The following is a 14,651-nucleotide window of genomic DNA, read 5'->3' as shown; positions in this document are numbered from 1 at the left end:
CTGCTCGCGATAGCGGTACATCAGTAAATTCTGCATCGACTGACAGGACGCCATCGCGAGCAGGCTCACTCCTACAGTTGATCGGTGGCGTGAGTCAGAGCGTTGAGCGAATCACCTCGCCCAACCAATCCATGAACACTCGCACCCGCAGCGGCAAGTGCCGTTGTCGCGCATACAGGATTGAAATCCCCATCGCCGGTGCCGTGAACTGCGGCAGGACGGTCAGCAGTTCACCGGTGTCCAGGTGCGGCTGCATGCCGGTGCGCGGCACCTGAATCAGGCCGAAGCCGCCAAGGCAGGCCGACTCGTAAGCATCGGTGCTGTTGACCGTTACGCTGCCAGCCATCGGCAGGCGCCGCACCTGTCCGTCCTGTTCATACACAAACCCTTCCGAGCGCGCGCCCAGCACGCCGACATAATGCACCAGCCGGTGCTGCGCCAGATCCTCCAGCGTCTGCGGCACGCCATAGCGTTCAAGATACGCGGGGCTTGCGCAGTTGATCATCGGGAAGTCGCCCAGATGCCGCGCCACCACCGACTGATCCGGCTGCGCGCCAATGCGCACCACGCAGTCAAAACCTTCGCTGAGCAGATCGACGCGGCGGTCGGTGCTGCTGATTTCCAGTTCCAGATTCGGGTGCCGCGCCATGAACTCTGGCAGCAGCGGCATGATCAAGCGCCGCGAGAGAATGTTCGGCATGTCGACACGAATCCGCCCGGTCAGCGACGCCGGATCCTGCCGGAACAAACCCTCGATCTCATCCATGTGCGACAGCAGATCCTTGCTGCGTTCATACAACACCAGGCCGTCCTGGGTCGCCTGCACCTTGCGCGTGGTGCGTTGCAGCAGGCGCGTGCCGAGCAGGGTTTCCAGCGCCTGCACATGTTCGGACACCGTCGAGCGCGGCAGACCCAGGCTCTCGCCGGCCAGGGTGAAACTCGACAGTTCGCTGACCCGGACGAAGGTGCGCAGCAGTTCCAGTTTGTTCATGAGAACACCCATTGATTGTTCGGCTGAACCGATCAGTGATTCCGGTTTCAGTCTGTTTATCACCCTGTGGCGGATAAATAAACTTTGCTCATCACCACTCACCGCAATCGAGGATTTCACATGAGCCGCAAAATCGCATTGATCACCGGCGCCAGCCGTGGCCTGGGCAAGAACGCCGCCCTGCACCTCGCCGCCGAAGGCGTGGACATCATCGGCACCTACAACAGCCGCGCCGATGAAGCCCAGGCGCTGGTGGCTGAACTGGAACAACGCGGCGCCAAAGCCGTGATGCTGCAACTGGACGTGAGCCGCAGCGACAGCTTCGCCGATTTCGCCACGCGGGTTGAACAAGCGCTGCAGCAACTGGAGCGTCCGCGCTTCGACTTTCTGATCAACAACGCCGGGATTGGTGTGCACGCGGCGTTCGCCGAAACCACCCCGGAACAGTTCGACCTGCTGATGAACATCCAGCTCAAAGGACCGTTCTTCCTGACCCAGCAACTGCTGCCACTGATCAGCGATGGTGGACGCATCATCAATATCTCCAGCGGCCTGACCCGCTTCAGCCTGCCGGGTTATGCCGCCTACGCGGCGATGAAAGGGGCGATGGAAGTGCTGACCCGCTATCAGGCCAAGGAGCTGGGCGCGCGGCAGATCGGCGTGAACATCCTGGCGCCGGGCGCCATCGAAACCGATTTTGGCGGCGGCGCGGTGCGCGACAACGCGGCGTTGAACGCGATGGTCGCCAGCAACACCGCACTGGGCCGTGCCGGGCAACCGGATGACATTGGTGGCGCGCTGTCGATGTTGCTGTCACCGGGAGCGCAGTGGATCAACGGGCAGCGGGTCGAGGCGTCGGGCGGGATGTTCCTCTAAACCCAAAAAGATCGCAGCGTGCCGCAGCGCCGACAGGGAAAATGCATTCCAACTGTAGGCGCTGCGGCACGCTGCGATCTTTTGCTTTTAACCCTGACAGACGCTGCGCTGCACAAACCGCTCACGCACCACGTCATAACCCCAGTGATACACGTAGGTATACGGCAGGAAGAACAGCAGCACGCCGATATCCAGCAAGAACGCCTGCCACAGGCTGACCGACAGCCACCAGGCAATCAGCGGCACGCCCATCACGATCAAGCCGCCCTCAAACAGCAGCGCATGGACCACCCGCGTCCAGGCGTTGTGGCCGATGTCCAGGCGCTTGAGCGTGCGGTCGAAGAAGCCGTTGAACACCACGTTCCACGCCAGCGCCAACATGGCGATCAGCACGGTCACCGCGCCCATGTCGAGCAACGGCTTTTTCATGATCCACGCCAGCAACGGCGTGCAGATAAGAATCGCCAGAAACTCGAAACCAATGGCCTGAAAAATACGTTCAACAATGGATTTGTGAGCAGTCATCGCCTGACTCCTTGAGTGAAGATGGTTGCCATAATCCATCCTCACACCGATACTTCATAACCAATAACCATCGATCAAGGCGATAGTTCATGGCTTCGCAAGAAGTGCTGCTGGCGTTTGTGCAAGCGGCCACCCAGGGTTCGTTCTCGGCGGCGGCGCGCAAGTTGGGGCGCAGTCAATCGACCATCAGCGCCGCCGTGGCGAGCCTGGAGATCGACCTCGACCTGATGCTGTTCGACCGCAGCAGCCGCAAGCCGACCCTGACCCCGGCCGGCCACGTGATGTTGCAACGGGCCGAGGCGATTCTGGCGGCCACCAGCCGTCTGGAAATGACGGCCCGGCAACTGGCCCAGGGCGTCGAACCGAAGCTGACCGTGGCGATTTCCGACACCTACCAATCGGCGCGCTTCGAAGCGGCACTGGTCGACTTCGAGCAGCGTTATCCGGACCTGGAACTGGAATGCCTGATCGCCGAGTGCGACGACCTGATCGAACTGGTCCAGCGTGGCCGCGCGCACCTGGCGTTCGCCGAAATGCGCGACAGCTACCCGCCGGATCTGGTGACCTCGACGGTTGCCGAGCGCACCGATATCGCACTGTTCGTCAAACGTGATCATGTGCTGACCGGCGTCGCAGTCGACCAGCAAGTGCTGGAGCAGCATCGGGAATTGCGTCTGGCGACCATCGTCAATCCCTACGACAGCCGGGCGAAAGGTCGGGTCTGGTCGGCGCCGAGTTACCTGATGCTGATGGAAATGGCGGAAATGGGATTCGGCTGGGCAGCGTTGCCACGCTGGCTGGTGGGACGCTTCGGCAACGACACGCTGGTGGAATTGACGGTGCGCGGCTGGCCGCGGCCGGTGTATGTCGATGCGTTGTGGTCGCGGATTTACCCGCCGGGGCCGGCGGGGAGCTGGTTGCTCAGCAAGATGCTGGAATAGCGGCGCCCCCGATCGCCAGCAGGCTGGCGATGGCATGGGTTGATTCAACTCATTCTTCGGCGCTGTGTACGACCACCAGCAACTGCGCCTGCACCTCGCCCACCGACCTGATCCGGTGCGGCTTTTGCGCATTGAAGTGCAGCGCATCGCCGCGCTCCAGCAACACTTTTTCGTTCATGAAATCCACTTCCACCTGCCCTTCGTGGACGAACAGAAACTCCTCGCCCAAATGCTCCTTGAAGGTCTTGTCGGTGAATTCGCTCGGCGGGTAGATGATGAACGGCAGCAGGTTGCGTTCGCTGACCTGATGCGCCAGTACCGCATACCCCGGGCTCTGATCGTTGGCCGCCAGTGACTGGCGTTCGTGGCTGCGCACCAGGCTGTAGCTGTCGAGGTTGACGTTATCCTCGGAGAACAATTCCTCGACCTTCACGTTCAGTGCTTTCGCCAGTTTCAACGCCGCCGCAATCGACGGGGTGTTCAACCCGCGCTCGACTTTCGACAGGTAACTCTTGGTCATGCCGGATTTTTCGGCCAGTGCCTCAAGGGTTACGCCAAGTTTTTTTCTCAATATTTTCAATCGGATAGACATGCGCAGCGGTTATTCCATCAAGGAAGCGACGATTTGTGCTTGCCAATGACACTTTGTGTCATATAGCCTCTTTCGTGTCATTTGCACTCACCCAAAGGACACAGACATGGCCAAGACATTAGCACTACCTAAAGAACAACTGGTCAGGCAAGCGCTGACCCAGATGCAAAAAAGCCTGGCGGATAATACGTGGACCGACCGGCAAAAGCTGGCGCTGACCTGCCGGATTCTGTTCGAAAGCGGTCACGACTCCGGTCTGGCCGGACAGATCACCGCTCGCGGTCCACAACCCGGTACCTATTACACTCAGCAACTGGGCCTGGGTTTCGATGAAATCACCGCGAGCAATCTGCTGCTGGTCAACGAAGACCTGGAAGTGCTTGAAGGGCACGGCATGGCCAACCCGGCCAACCGTTTCCACAGCTGGGTCTACCGTGCCCGGCCGGACGTGAACTGCATCATCCACACCCACCCGACGCACATCGCCGCGCTGTCAATGCTGGAAGTGCCGCTGCAGATTTCCCACATGGACCTGTGCCCACTGTACGACGACTGCGCGTTTCTCGAAGGCTGGCCGGGGGTGCCGGTGGGTAACGAGGAAGGCGAACTGATCGCCGGTGCACTGGGCGACAAGCGCGCGATTGTGTTGTCGCACCACGGCCAGCTGTCGACCGGCACCACGATTGAAGAAGCCTGTGTCATCGCCCAACTGATCGAGCGCGCCGCCAAACTGCAACTGCTGGCGATGGCTGCCGGCACGATCAAGCCGATCACTCCGGCGCTGGGTCGCGAGGCCCACGACTGGGTGTCGAAACCCAAACGCCACGCCGCCGCTTTCAACTACTACGCTCGGCAGAACCTGCGCCAACACGCCGATTGCCTGAACTGATTTCAGTTTTTCACGGAGACTCATCATGTCCAACATTCACGGCATCATCGGCTACACCATCACCCCGTTCGGCGCCAACGGCGAAGGCCTGGATCTGCCAGCCCTCGGCAAGTCCATCGATCGTCTGATCGACAGCGGCGTCCACGCCATCGCCCCGCTGGGCAGCACCGGCGAAGGTGCCTACCTGAGCGACGCCGAGTGGGATCAGGTCGCCGAATTCAGCATCAAACACGTCGCCAGACACGTGCCGACCATCGTCAGCGTGTCCGACCTGACCACCGCCAAAGCCGTGCGCCGCGCACGCTTTGCCGAAGCCCACGGCGCCGACGTGGTGATGGTGCTGCCGGCGTCTTACTGGAAGCTCAGCGAAGCGGAAATCCTTGCTCACTATCGCGCCATCGGCGACAGCATCGGCGTGCCGATCATGCTCTACAACAACCCGGCCACCAGCGGCACCGACATGTCGGTGGAGCTGATTCTGCGCATCGTCAACGGCGTGGAAAACGTGACCATGGTCAAGGAGAGCACCGGCGACATTCAGCGCATGCACAAGCTGCAGCTGCTGGGCGACGGTCAGGTGCCGTTCTACAACGGCTGCAATCCGCTGGCACTGGAAGCGTTTGCCGCCGGGGCCAAGGGCTGGTGCACCGCTGCACCGAACCTGATACCGCAGTTGAACCTGGACCTGTACGCGGCCGCGCAGGCCGGTGATCTGGACCGCGCGCGCGAGCTGTTCTACCGCCAGTTGCCACTGCTGGACTTCATCCTCAAGGGCGGCTTGCCGGCGACGATCAAGGCCGGGTTGCGCGAAACAGGGCTGGAGGTTGGCGATCCGCGGTTGCCGGTGTTCCCGTTGAGCGAGTCTGGGCAAGGTCAGCTACAGGCAATCCTCAGGACCCTGCGCTGATCCTCGGGCAATACACAAAACCCAATGTGGGAGCGGGCTTGCTCGCGAAAGCGTCGTGTCAGTCAACATCTCCAGTGACTGATCCACCGCCTTCGCGAGCAAGCCCGCTCCCACATTTTTGATCTTCGGTGTTCTTCAGAGCACCGGCAACGTCTTGTCCTTGATCACTTTGCTCGGCCCGTTGGTCTTGACGCTGGCGATGCCTTTGGCACACGCGGCGTCAGTGGAGTACGACTCGCTGCTGCCGATGATCTGGTGGTTGGCGGCCTTGAGGTTGAAGTAAGGATGGCCATCCTTGGTGGTCTTTTTCTCGTAGCGGTCATCCAGCGGGCTGTTGGTCTGCACCGAGGCAATGCCGTTGTCGGCTGCCGCGCGGGTGGTGTAGAGCTCGCTGGTGAGAATGGTTTCGGCGTTGGCGGCCTTCAGCACAAACCTGAACTGGCCGTTGCTGCTTTTGCTCACTTCGTACCATCCGGACATGCTTGTTTCTCCTTGGCGGTTGGGAGGTTTCGCGCTTCAGAGTAAAGACCAGTCCAGAACATCTGTCGCCTGTCCCGGCTCTTCGCGAGCAAGCTCGCTCCCACATTGGATCTCCAGTGAACACAACCTTGGTGAACACTCAGTACCCAATGTGGGAGCGGGCTTGCTCGCGAAGGGGTCAACCCGCAATCGGCTATTTCACCACCGCCCGCACCACCGACAACTCCGGCGCACTCGCCCGCCGCTGACTCAGATACCGCGTACAACTCACCCGCAAAAACGAGGCAAAATTCACCACCTCCCCGCGATAATCCATCACCTCTTCATACAACTTGGCGATCAGTTGATTGGTGGTCATGCCATCGACTTCGGCGATTTCGCTGAGGATGTCCCAGAACTGGTTTTCCAGGCGCAGCGTCGTCACCACGCCGCAGATGCGCAGCGAGCGCGAGCGTGATTCGTAGAGAATCGGGTCGGCCTTGACGTAGAGCTCGCACATGGGCGAATCCTCGTTACAGGGTGATTTTGGTGCCAAGCAGACCGAGGAAACCGGCCAGCCAGTTCGGATGCGCCGGCCATGCCGGTGCCGTGGCCAGATTGCCTTGAACGTGGCCGTCCGTCACCGGAATGTCGATGTACGTACCACCCGCCAGGCGCACTTCCGGGGCGCAGGCCGGATAGGCGCTGCACTCGCGGCCTTCGAGAACGCCTGCCGCCGCCAGCAGCTGCGCGCCATGGCAGACCGCCGCAATCGGTTTGCCGGCCTTGTCGAAAGCGCGCACCAGTTCCAGGACTTTTTCGTTCAGGCGCAGGTATTCCGGCGCACGACCGCCCGGGATCAGCAGCGCGTCGTAGTCCGCCTCGATGACCTTGGCAAAGTCAAAGTTGAGGGCGAACAGGTGACCGGGCTTCTCGCTGTAGGTCTGGTCGCCTTCGAAGTCATGGATCGCTGTGCGCACGGTCTTGCCGGCCGCCTTGTCCGGGCACACGGCGTGCACGGTGTGACCGACCATTTGCAGGGCCTGGAACGGCACCATCACTTCGTAGTCTTCGACGTAATCGCCGACCAGCATCAGGATTTTTTTCGCGGCCATGGGGAGGACTCCTCTGGGAAAGGGCTTGCAGGAGTATTCAAGGTAGACCTTATCCGTTCGGGCAGGTAACAACCGGCTACTACCGAGTTGACTTCATCGCGAGCAGGCTCACTCCTACAGGGGTATGCATTCCAACTGTAGGAGTGAGCCTGCTCGCGATGGCGCCCGCCAACTGTATGGATAAGTCTGTGCCTAGCTGTAACAGCCAGAAGTCCACGGTTTATGGCTTTATGAAGGTCGTTCCCTGAAACCCTCAATTCCGGTCTTCTTATGTCTTCGCGCGAAAACACCGGCATGGCTCTCGGCCTGCTCGGGGTTGTGATTTTCAGCCTCACCCTGCCCTTCACCCGGATCGTGGTGCAGGAACTGCACCCACTGCTCAATGGCCTCGGTCGGGCGTTGTTCGCGGCGATTCCGGCGGCGCTGCTGCTGTTATGGCGCCGGGAAAAGTGGCCGACCTGGCAGCAGATCAAAGGTCTGAGCCTGGTGATCGCCGGGGTGATTCTCGGCTTCCCGGTGCTGTCGGCGTGGGCCATGCAGACGTTGCCGGCGTCCCACGGCGCATTGGTCAACGGTCTGCAGCCGCTGTGCGTGGCGCTGTATGCGGCGTGGCTGTCCCATGAACGCCCGTCGAAAGCCTTCTGGGCCTGCGCCGCGCTGGGCAGTGCGCTGGTGCTCGGTTATGCGTTGTACACCGGCGCCGGCAGCATTCAGGCCGGGGACTTGTTGATGCTCGGTGCGATTGCCGTGGGAGGCCTGGGCTATGCCGAGGGTGGCCGACTGGCGAAAGAGATGGGCGGCTGGCAAGTGATCTGCTGGGCGCTGGTGCTGTCGACGCCGCTGCTGATCGGGCCGGTGCTGTACCTGGCGCTGCAGCATCAGGGCGCAGTGTCGGCCAAGACCTGGTGGGCCTTCGGTTACGTGGCGCTGTTCTCGCAGTTTCTCGGGTTCTTCGCCTGGTACGCCGGGCTGGCCATGGGCGGGATCGCGCGGGTCAGTCAGATCCAGTTGCTGCAAATCTTCTTCACCATCGCGTTTTCGGCGCTGTTCTTTGGCGAACATGTCGAGCCGATCACCTGGGTGTTTGCCTGCGGGGTGATCGCCACCGTAATGCTCGGCCGCAAGACCGCCATCAAACCCCATGTGGGAGCGAGCCTGCTCGCGAAGGGGCCGTAACAGCCAACATCATCATTGACTGTCAGTCCGCCTTCGCGAGCAGGCTCGCTGCCACAAGGTCAAGGTCAGGCCAGAAAGCCGTCGGCGCGCAGCAGGGTTTCGAGGCAGTGTTCGCTGATGTTGTAGAACGCCTTCAACTCCTGAATCTTCACCAACAACTGAGCCGGGTCAACCGGCTCGGCGCGTTTCACCGCCAGAATCATCTTGTTCTTGTTGGTGTGGTCCAGCGAGATGAATTCGAACACCTTGGTCTCGTAACCGCAGGCTTCGAGGAACAGCGCACGCAGGCTGTCGGTGACCATCTCCGCCTGCTGACCGAGGTGCAGACCGTATTGCAACATCGGTTTGAGCAGCGCCGGGCTCTGGATCTGCAGGCGGATCTGCTTGTGGCAGCACGGCGAGCACATGATGATCGACGCGCCCGAGCGGATACCGGTGTGGATCGCATAGTCAGTGGCGATGTCGCAGGCATGCAGGGCGATCATCACCTCCAGTTCGCTCGGCGCCACGCTGCGCACATCACCGCACTTGAACACCAGACCCTGATGATCGAGCTTCGCCGCCGCAGCGTTGCACAGGTTGACCATCTCCTCGCGCAGCTCGACGCCAGTGACTTCGCCTTCGGCCTTGAGCGTGTTGCGCAGGTAATCGTGGATGGCAAACGTCAGGTAACCCTTGCCCGAACCGAAATCCGCCACGCGCACCGGTTTGTCCAGCGCCAGCGGTGACGAGGTCAGGGCGTGGCTGAAGACTTCGATGAACTTGTTGATCTGCTTCCATTTGCGCGACATCGCCGGGATCAGCTCGTGCTGCGCGTTCGTCACGCCCAGGTCCTTGAGGAATGGCCGGCTCAGGTCGAGAAAGCGGTTCTTCTCGCGGTTATGCTCGGCGGAAGGCGCTTCACGCAATTGCTGAGGTTTGCTCTTGAACAGCGAACTCTTGCCCTTTTTGCTGTATTCGAGCTGGGCTTCGTCGGTCACGGTCAGCAAATGCGCATTTTTGAACGCGGCCGGCAGCAACTCGGCAATCACCGCCACGCCTTCGCTCAGCGGCAGGTTCTTGGTGATGTCGCGGGTCTTGTAGCGATAGACGAACGACAGGTTGGGTTGGGCCTTGACCGTCACCGCCTTGATGATGATCCGCTGCAGATCCGCCTCTTCGCCCGCGTACTTGGCCAGCACCAGTTTGATGAAGCCGTTCTGTTCGAGGCTGGTTTGCAGCAGCTCGATGAACTGGGCGTGATGATCGGGCGCGGGCTTGATTGAAGGGGCGGTAACGGACATGGAAAAGCGGCCTCGGACGGGCGAAATCGGGAATGGCGGGTATTTTAGGGGGGATGGGGGTTGGGGACACGCTCTTATTTACCCAACGGCACAAGAATCCAACGAGCTGTCTGCCCCCTGTGGGAGCTGGCTTGCTCGCGAAAGCGGTGTATCAGGCGACATCAATGCTGAATGTCAGACCGTATTCGCGAGCAAGCCCGCTCCCACATTGGGTCGGCGTGATGCGCAAGGCCTTGTTTACCGGGACCGGGGAAACTGCCCCCACACTCAACCCAACACAATCAACCGATTTGGCAACTCATTGCGCACCTGCGTCACCGGCACATGCACCTTGAGCAGTTCACCACAGGCTTCGATGCAGGTGACAAACCCCTCCAGCGTGCGCCCCTGCCGCACCTGCTCGGTGAAAGCGGCGACAATCGAGTCCCAGCTGTTGTTGTCCAGCCGCCGCGAAATCCCCTCGTCCACCAGAATCTCCACGTAGCGCTCGGCCTCGCAGACAAAAATCAGCATCCCGGTGCTGCCCATCGTGTGATGCAGGTTCTGCTCGAGAAACTGGCGCCGCGCCAGGTTCGACGCACGCCAGTGGCGCACACGGCGCGGGATCAGGTGAGTGGTGACCTTCGGCAGGCGAAACAGCAGGCACAGGACGATGAACAATCCCCACTGCACCAGCAACAGGCTGTGCATCGTCAGCCAGCCGGTCAGGTAATGGACGATGCCCGGCACCAGCAGCGCCAGCAGGCTGGCCCACAGCAACGGGATGTACGCGTAGTCATCGGCGCGGGCCGCCAGCACCGTCACCAGCTCGGCGTCGGTGTCGCGCTCGACCCGGGCAATCGCCTCGGCGACTTTGCGTTGTTCGTGTTCGGTCAGTAATGCCATGTCGAAAAGTGCCTGATCATTATTGTTGTGTGTTCACCAGCCGCCGGACGAACCGCCGCCGCCGAAACTGCCCCCGCCGCCACTGAAGCCCCCGCCTCCACCGCCGCCGCCAAAACCACCTCCGCCGAAACCGCCCCCGCCACCGGAGCCGCCACGGCCGGCGGGAAGGATACCGAGCATCTGGCAGACAAACACCGTCAGGATGAACAACACCACCAGAAAAACGAATAACAGTGGGTGGCGCGAGACAAAATCGTTTTGCGGATCACCGCTCGACTCGTACACCGTCGAGGGCTCGTCCAGCGGATTGCCGCCGAGGACCACCAGCATCGCCGCCACACCGTCGCTGATGCCCTTGCTGAAATTGCCGGCCTTGAACGCCGGGGTGATCACTTGATGGATGATCACCGAGGTCTGTGCATCGGTCAGCCGATCCTCCAGCCCGTAACCGACTTCGATGCGCAGCTTGCGCTCGTCGCGGGCGACGATCAGCAGCGCGCCGTTGTTCTTGTCTTTCTGGCCGATGCCCCAGTGCCGGCCCAGTTGCACGCCGTAGTCTTCGATGGTGGTGCCTTGCAGATCAGGCACCGTGACCACCACCAGTTGCTCGCCGGTCGCCTGCTCATGGGCCTGCAACTGCTGGCTCAACTGGGCGCGCACCGAGGGCTCGAGCATCTGCGCCTCGTCCACCACCCGCCCGCTGAGCGCCGGGAACGTCAACTCGGCCCGGGCGCTGAGGGCCAACAGCCACAGCATCAGCACCAGGCCTATCTTCAACACACGCATGGGCAACCTCATCCGCAACAACGGATCAGAACTTCACTTCCGGGGCCTTTTCCGCACCGGGAGTGGTGGCTTCAAAGGTTTCGCGAATCGGCAGATCGCTGTACATCACGCTGTGCCAGAGGCGACCGGGAAAGGTGCGGATCTCGGTGTTGTACTTCTGCACCGCCAGAATGAAATCGCGCCGCGCCACGGCAATCCGGTTTTCCGTGCCTTCGAGCTGCGATTGCAGGGCCAGGAAGTTCTGATTGGCCTTCAGGTCCGGATATCGCTCGGACACCACCATCAGACGGCTCAACGCACCGCTCAACTGATCCTGAGCCTGCTGGAACTGCTTGAGTTTTTCCGGGTTGTCGAGGGTGCTGGCATCGACCTGGATCGACGTCGCCTTGGCCCGGGCCTCGACCACCGCCGTCAGGGTCGCCTCTTCATGCTTGGCGTAGCCTCTGACGGTTTCCACCAGATTGGGGATCAGGTCGGCACGGCGCTGGTACTGGTTCTGTACCTGGCCCCAGGCTGCTTTGGCCTGCTCGTCGAGGGTCGGAATGTTGTTGATGCCACACGCGGTCAACAACGTGGCGAGCACCAGCAGCGTGGCGATCTGCAAACGCGAGCGGTAGGTTGGACTGACATTCATCAAAGTGATGCTCCCTGGCGTATTTCATAAAAAACCGACCGTGAAACCTTCTGCATCGGCGGTTGGGGCATAATCGGCCGCGCCACTGGATTGCAACGGGCCAATGGGCTAAAAAGAGGCCCTGCGCATACGCTGCCGACGGTCGGCGGGCGTTTTTCGGCTCGGTCTTTTTGAGCCTGCACCCGAACAACAATAGTCGCTCCCTAACTTTTGGCTGGCCGGCATTGCATTGCCGTTTGGGCCCTTGAGAAAAATATTCATGAAGAAGCTGTGTTTGCTGGGTCTGTTCGTCAGCCTGGCCAGTCATCAAGTATTGGCCGCCACGACCCCGGTACCCCTGGAAAACAAGGACGCCTTCATCAGCAATCTGATGAAGCAAATGACCCTCGATGAAAAGATCGGCCAGTTACGCCTGATCAGCATCGGCCCGGAAATGCCTCGCGAACTGATCCGCAAAGAGATCGCTGCGGGCAACATCGGCGGTACATTCAACTCGATCACCCGCCCGGAAAACCGTCCGATGCAGGATGCGGCGATGCGCAGCCGCCTGAAGATCCCGATGTTTTTTGCGTACGACGTGATCCACGGTCACCGTACGATTTTCCCGATTCCGCTGGCCCTGGCGTCGAGCTGGGACATGGACGCCATCGGCCAGTCCGGGCGCATTGCCGCCAAAGAGGCCGCCGCCGACAGCCTCGACATCACCTTCGCGCCGATGGTCGACATCTCCCGCGACCCACGCTGGGGCCGCAGCTCCGAAGGTTTCGGTGAAGACACCTACCTGACTTCGCGCATCGCCAAAGTGATGGTCAAGGCCTATCAGGGCGACACCCCGAGCGCGGCCGACAGCATCATGGCGAGCGTCAAGCACTTCGCCCTGTACGGCGCGGTCGAGGGCGGTCGCGACTACAACGTCGTCGACATGAGTCCGGTGAAGATGTACCAGGATTACCTGCCACCGTACCGCGCGGCGATCGACGCCGGCGCCGGTGGGGTGATGGTGGCGTTGAACTCGATCAATGGCATTCCGGCCACGGCCAACACCTGGCTGATGAACGATCTGCTGCGCAAGGACTGGGGCTTCAAGGGCCTGGCGGTCAGCGACCACGGTGCGATCTTCGAACTGATCAAGCACGGCGTAGCCGCCGACGGTCGCGAAGCGGCGAAGCTGGCGATCAAGGCCGGCATCGACATGAGCATGAACGACACGCTGTACGGCAAAGAGCTGCCGGGGCTGCTCAAGTCCGGCGAGATCGAACAGAAGGACATCGACAACGCGGTGCGCGAAGTGCTCGCCGCCAAGTACGACATGGGCCTGTTCAAGGACCCGTACCTGCGCATCGGCAAGGCCGAGGATGATCCGGCCGACACCTACGCCGACAGCCGCCTGCACCGCGCCGAAGCCCGTGAAGTGGCGCGTCGCAGCCTGGTGCTGCTGAAAAACCAGAACGACACGCTGCCGCTGAAGAAAGACGCGAAAGTCGCGCTGGTCGGCCCGCTGGCCAAGGCACCGATCGACATGATGGGCAGCTGGGCGGCGGCCGGTAAGCCGGCGCAGTCGGTCACGCTGTTCGACGGCATGAACTCGGTGATCGGCGACAAGGCGAACCTGATCTACGCCCGTGGCGCCAACATCACCAGCGACAAGAAGGTCCTGGACTACCTGAACTTCCTCAACTTCGACGCGCCGGAAGTGGTCGATGACCCGCGCCCGGCCAACGTGCTGATCGACGAAGCGGTGAAAGCGGCCAAGGACGCTGACATCGTTGTTGCAGCCGTGGGCGAGTCTCGTGGCATGTCCCACGAATCTTCCAGCCGTACCGACCTGAACATTCCGGAAAACCAGCGCGAGCTGATCCGTGCCCTGAAAGCCACCGGCAAGCCACTGGTGCTGGTGCTGATGAATGGCCGACCACTGACCATTCTCGAAGAGAACCAGTCGGCCGACGCGATTCTGGAAACCTGGTTCAGCGGCACCGAGGGCGGCAACGCCATCGCTGACGTGCTGTTCGGCGACTACAACCCGTCGGGCAAATTGCCGGTGACCTTCCCGCGTTCCGTGGGCCAGATCCCGACCTACTACAACCACCTGAGCATTGGCCGGCCGTTCACGCCGGGCAAACCGGGCAACTACACCTCGCAGTATTTCGATGACACCACCGGGCCGCTGTTCCCGTTCGGTTACGGCCTGAGCTACACCAGCTTCAGCCTGAGCGACATGGCGCTGTCATCGACCACGCTGAACACCACCGGCAAGCTCGACGCCAGTGTCACCCTGAAAAACACCGGCAAACGTGACGGCGAAACCGTGGTGCAGTTGTACATTCAGGACGTCACCGGCTCGATGATTCGCCCGGTGAAAGAACTGAAGAACTTCCAGAAAGTCATGCTCAAGGCCGGTGAACAGAAAGTCGTGCACTTCACCATCACCGAGGATGACCTGAAGTTCTACAACGCCCAGCTCAAGTACGCGGCCGAGCCTGGCAAGTTCAACGTGCAGATCGGCCTGGACTCGCAGGACGTGACGCAGCAGAGCTTTGAATTGCTGTAACTCCTCGCCTCCCTGATCGTTCCCACGCAGAGCGTGGGAAC

At 61.2% G+C, this 14,651-nt stretch carries 16 protein-coding genes; 6 read left to right on the top strand and 10 right to left on the bottom strand.

Annotated features, from left to right (window positions below):
• Positions 1 to 94: 94 nt before the first annotated feature.
• Positions 95 to 991 carry a LysR family transcriptional regulator gene (locus tag QMK55_RS20325; protein ID WP_320329852.1) on the bottom strand — a complete coding sequence of 299 codons (897 nt, stop codon included), beginning with the start codon at positions 989 to 991 and terminating at the stop codon, positions 95 to 97.
• A 120-nt stretch (positions 992 to 1,111) separates the two neighbouring features.
• On the opposite strand from QMK55_RS20325, the gene QMK55_RS20320 reads away from it, so the two are divergent.
• Entirely contained in the window at positions 1,112 to 1,867 is a 756-nt protein-coding gene (locus tag QMK55_RS20320; protein WP_102354261.1) for an SDR family NAD(P)-dependent oxidoreductase, read from the top strand.
• Between the two features lie 87 nt (positions 1,868 to 1,954).
• Here QMK55_RS20320 and QMK55_RS20315 read toward each other — a convergent pair whose 3' ends face one another.
• Positions 1,955 to 2,392: a multidrug/biocide efflux PACE transporter gene (locus QMK55_RS20315; protein ID WP_102354262.1), complete on the bottom strand. Its 438-nt coding sequence runs from the start codon at positions 2,390 to 2,392 to the stop codon at positions 1,955 to 1,957.
• Positions 2,393 to 2,481: 89 nt separating this feature from the next.
• Here QMK55_RS20315 and QMK55_RS20310 point away from each other — a divergent pair, with 89 nt between their 5' ends.
• Complete coding sequence (locus QMK55_RS20310) at positions 2,482 to 3,333, top strand: LysR family transcriptional regulator (protein WP_320329851.1); 852 nt, start codon at positions 2,482 to 2,484, stop codon at positions 3,331 to 3,333.
• A gap of 49 nt (positions 3,334 to 3,382) precedes the next feature.
• Here the strand turns inward: QMK55_RS20310 and QMK55_RS20305 are convergent, their stop codons facing one another.
• Positions 3,383 to 3,925, bottom strand: a complete 543-nt coding sequence (locus tag QMK55_RS20305) for a helix-turn-helix domain-containing protein (RefSeq protein ID WP_102354264.1) — start codon at positions 3,923 to 3,925, stop codon at positions 3,383 to 3,385.
• A gap of 106 nt (positions 3,926 to 4,031) precedes the next feature.
• Here QMK55_RS20305 and QMK55_RS20300 point away from each other — a divergent pair, with 106 nt between their 5' ends.
• Together QMK55_RS20300 and QMK55_RS20295 are read left to right on the top strand one after the other, a co-directional pair.
• Entirely contained in the window at positions 4,032 to 4,814 is a 783-nt protein-coding gene (locus tag QMK55_RS20300; RefSeq protein ID WP_102354265.1) for an aldolase, read from the top strand.
• A gap of 22 nt (positions 4,815 to 4,836) precedes the next feature.
• Positions 4,837 to 5,721, top strand: a complete 885-nt coding sequence (locus QMK55_RS20295; protein ID WP_320330271.1) for a dihydrodipicolinate synthase family protein — start codon at positions 4,837 to 4,839, stop codon at positions 5,719 to 5,721.
• A 135-nt stretch (positions 5,722 to 5,856) separates the two neighbouring features.
• On the opposite strand, the gene QMK55_RS20290 is transcribed toward QMK55_RS20295, so the two are convergent.
• The 3 genes from QMK55_RS20290 to QMK55_RS20280 form a co-directional block, all read right to left on the bottom strand.
• Positions 5,857 to 6,201 (bottom strand): YegP family protein, encoded by a 345-nt coding sequence (locus QMK55_RS20290; protein ID WP_102354267.1) that lies wholly within the window; start codon positions 6,199 to 6,201, stop codon positions 5,857 to 5,859.
• A gap of 193 nt (positions 6,202 to 6,394) precedes the next feature.
• Complete coding sequence (locus QMK55_RS20285; RefSeq protein WP_102354269.1) at positions 6,395 to 6,700, bottom strand: ribbon-helix-helix domain-containing protein; 306 nt, start codon at positions 6,698 to 6,700, stop codon at positions 6,395 to 6,397.
• A gap of 13 nt (positions 6,701 to 6,713) precedes the next feature.
• Complete coding sequence (locus QMK55_RS20280; RefSeq protein ID WP_102354270.1) at positions 6,714 to 7,295, bottom strand: DJ-1/PfpI family protein; 582 nt, start codon at positions 7,293 to 7,295, stop codon at positions 6,714 to 6,716.
• A gap of 270 nt (positions 7,296 to 7,565) precedes the next feature.
• On the opposite strand from QMK55_RS20280, the gene QMK55_RS20275 reads away from it, so the two are divergent.
• On the top strand, positions 7,566 to 8,471 hold the full coding sequence (locus tag QMK55_RS20275; protein WP_320329850.1) for a DMT family transporter: 906 nt from the start codon (positions 7,566 to 7,568) through the stop codon (positions 8,469 to 8,471).
• Between the two features lie 65 nt (positions 8,472 to 8,536).
• On the opposite strand, the gene QMK55_RS20270 is transcribed toward QMK55_RS20275, so the two are convergent.
• The 4 genes from QMK55_RS20270 to QMK55_RS20255 form a co-directional block, all read right to left on the bottom strand.
• On the bottom strand, positions 8,537 to 9,754 hold the full coding sequence (locus QMK55_RS20270) for a class I SAM-dependent methyltransferase (protein WP_102354273.1): 1,218 nt from the start codon (positions 9,752 to 9,754) through the stop codon (positions 8,537 to 8,539).
• Positions 9,755 to 10,021: 267 nt separating this feature from the next.
• The gene (locus tag QMK55_RS20265) at positions 10,022 to 10,639 is read right to left on the bottom strand and encodes a TPM domain-containing protein (RefSeq protein WP_102354274.1); all 618 of its coding nucleotides are present in this window, start codon (positions 10,637 to 10,639) and stop codon (positions 10,022 to 10,024) included.
• 33 nt (positions 10,640 to 10,672) lie between these two features.
• Positions 10,673 to 11,425, bottom strand: a complete 753-nt coding sequence (locus QMK55_RS20260) for a TPM domain-containing protein (RefSeq protein ID WP_102354275.1) — start codon at positions 11,423 to 11,425, stop codon at positions 10,673 to 10,675.
• A gap of 25 nt (positions 11,426 to 11,450) precedes the next feature.
• Positions 11,451 to 12,059, bottom strand: a complete 609-nt coding sequence (locus QMK55_RS20255) for a LemA family protein (protein ID WP_025110719.1) — start codon at positions 12,057 to 12,059, stop codon at positions 11,451 to 11,453.
• 259 nt (positions 12,060 to 12,318) lie between these two features.
• On the opposite strand from QMK55_RS20255, the gene bglX reads away from it, so the two are divergent.
• Complete coding sequence (gene bglX, locus QMK55_RS20250; RefSeq protein ID WP_102354276.1) at positions 12,319 to 14,610, top strand: beta-glucosidase BglX; 2,292 nt, start codon at positions 12,319 to 12,321, stop codon at positions 14,608 to 14,610.
• The last annotated feature ends 41 nt before the right edge of the window (positions 14,611 to 14,651 follow it).

This window comes from Pseudomonas sp. P8_229 (assembly GCF_034008635.1).
In the GTDB taxonomy this organism is placed as follows: Bacteria; Pseudomonadota; Gammaproteobacteria; order Pseudomonadales; family Pseudomonadaceae; genus Aquipseudomonas.
This window is presented reverse-complemented; position numbering and strand designations above follow the sequence as displayed.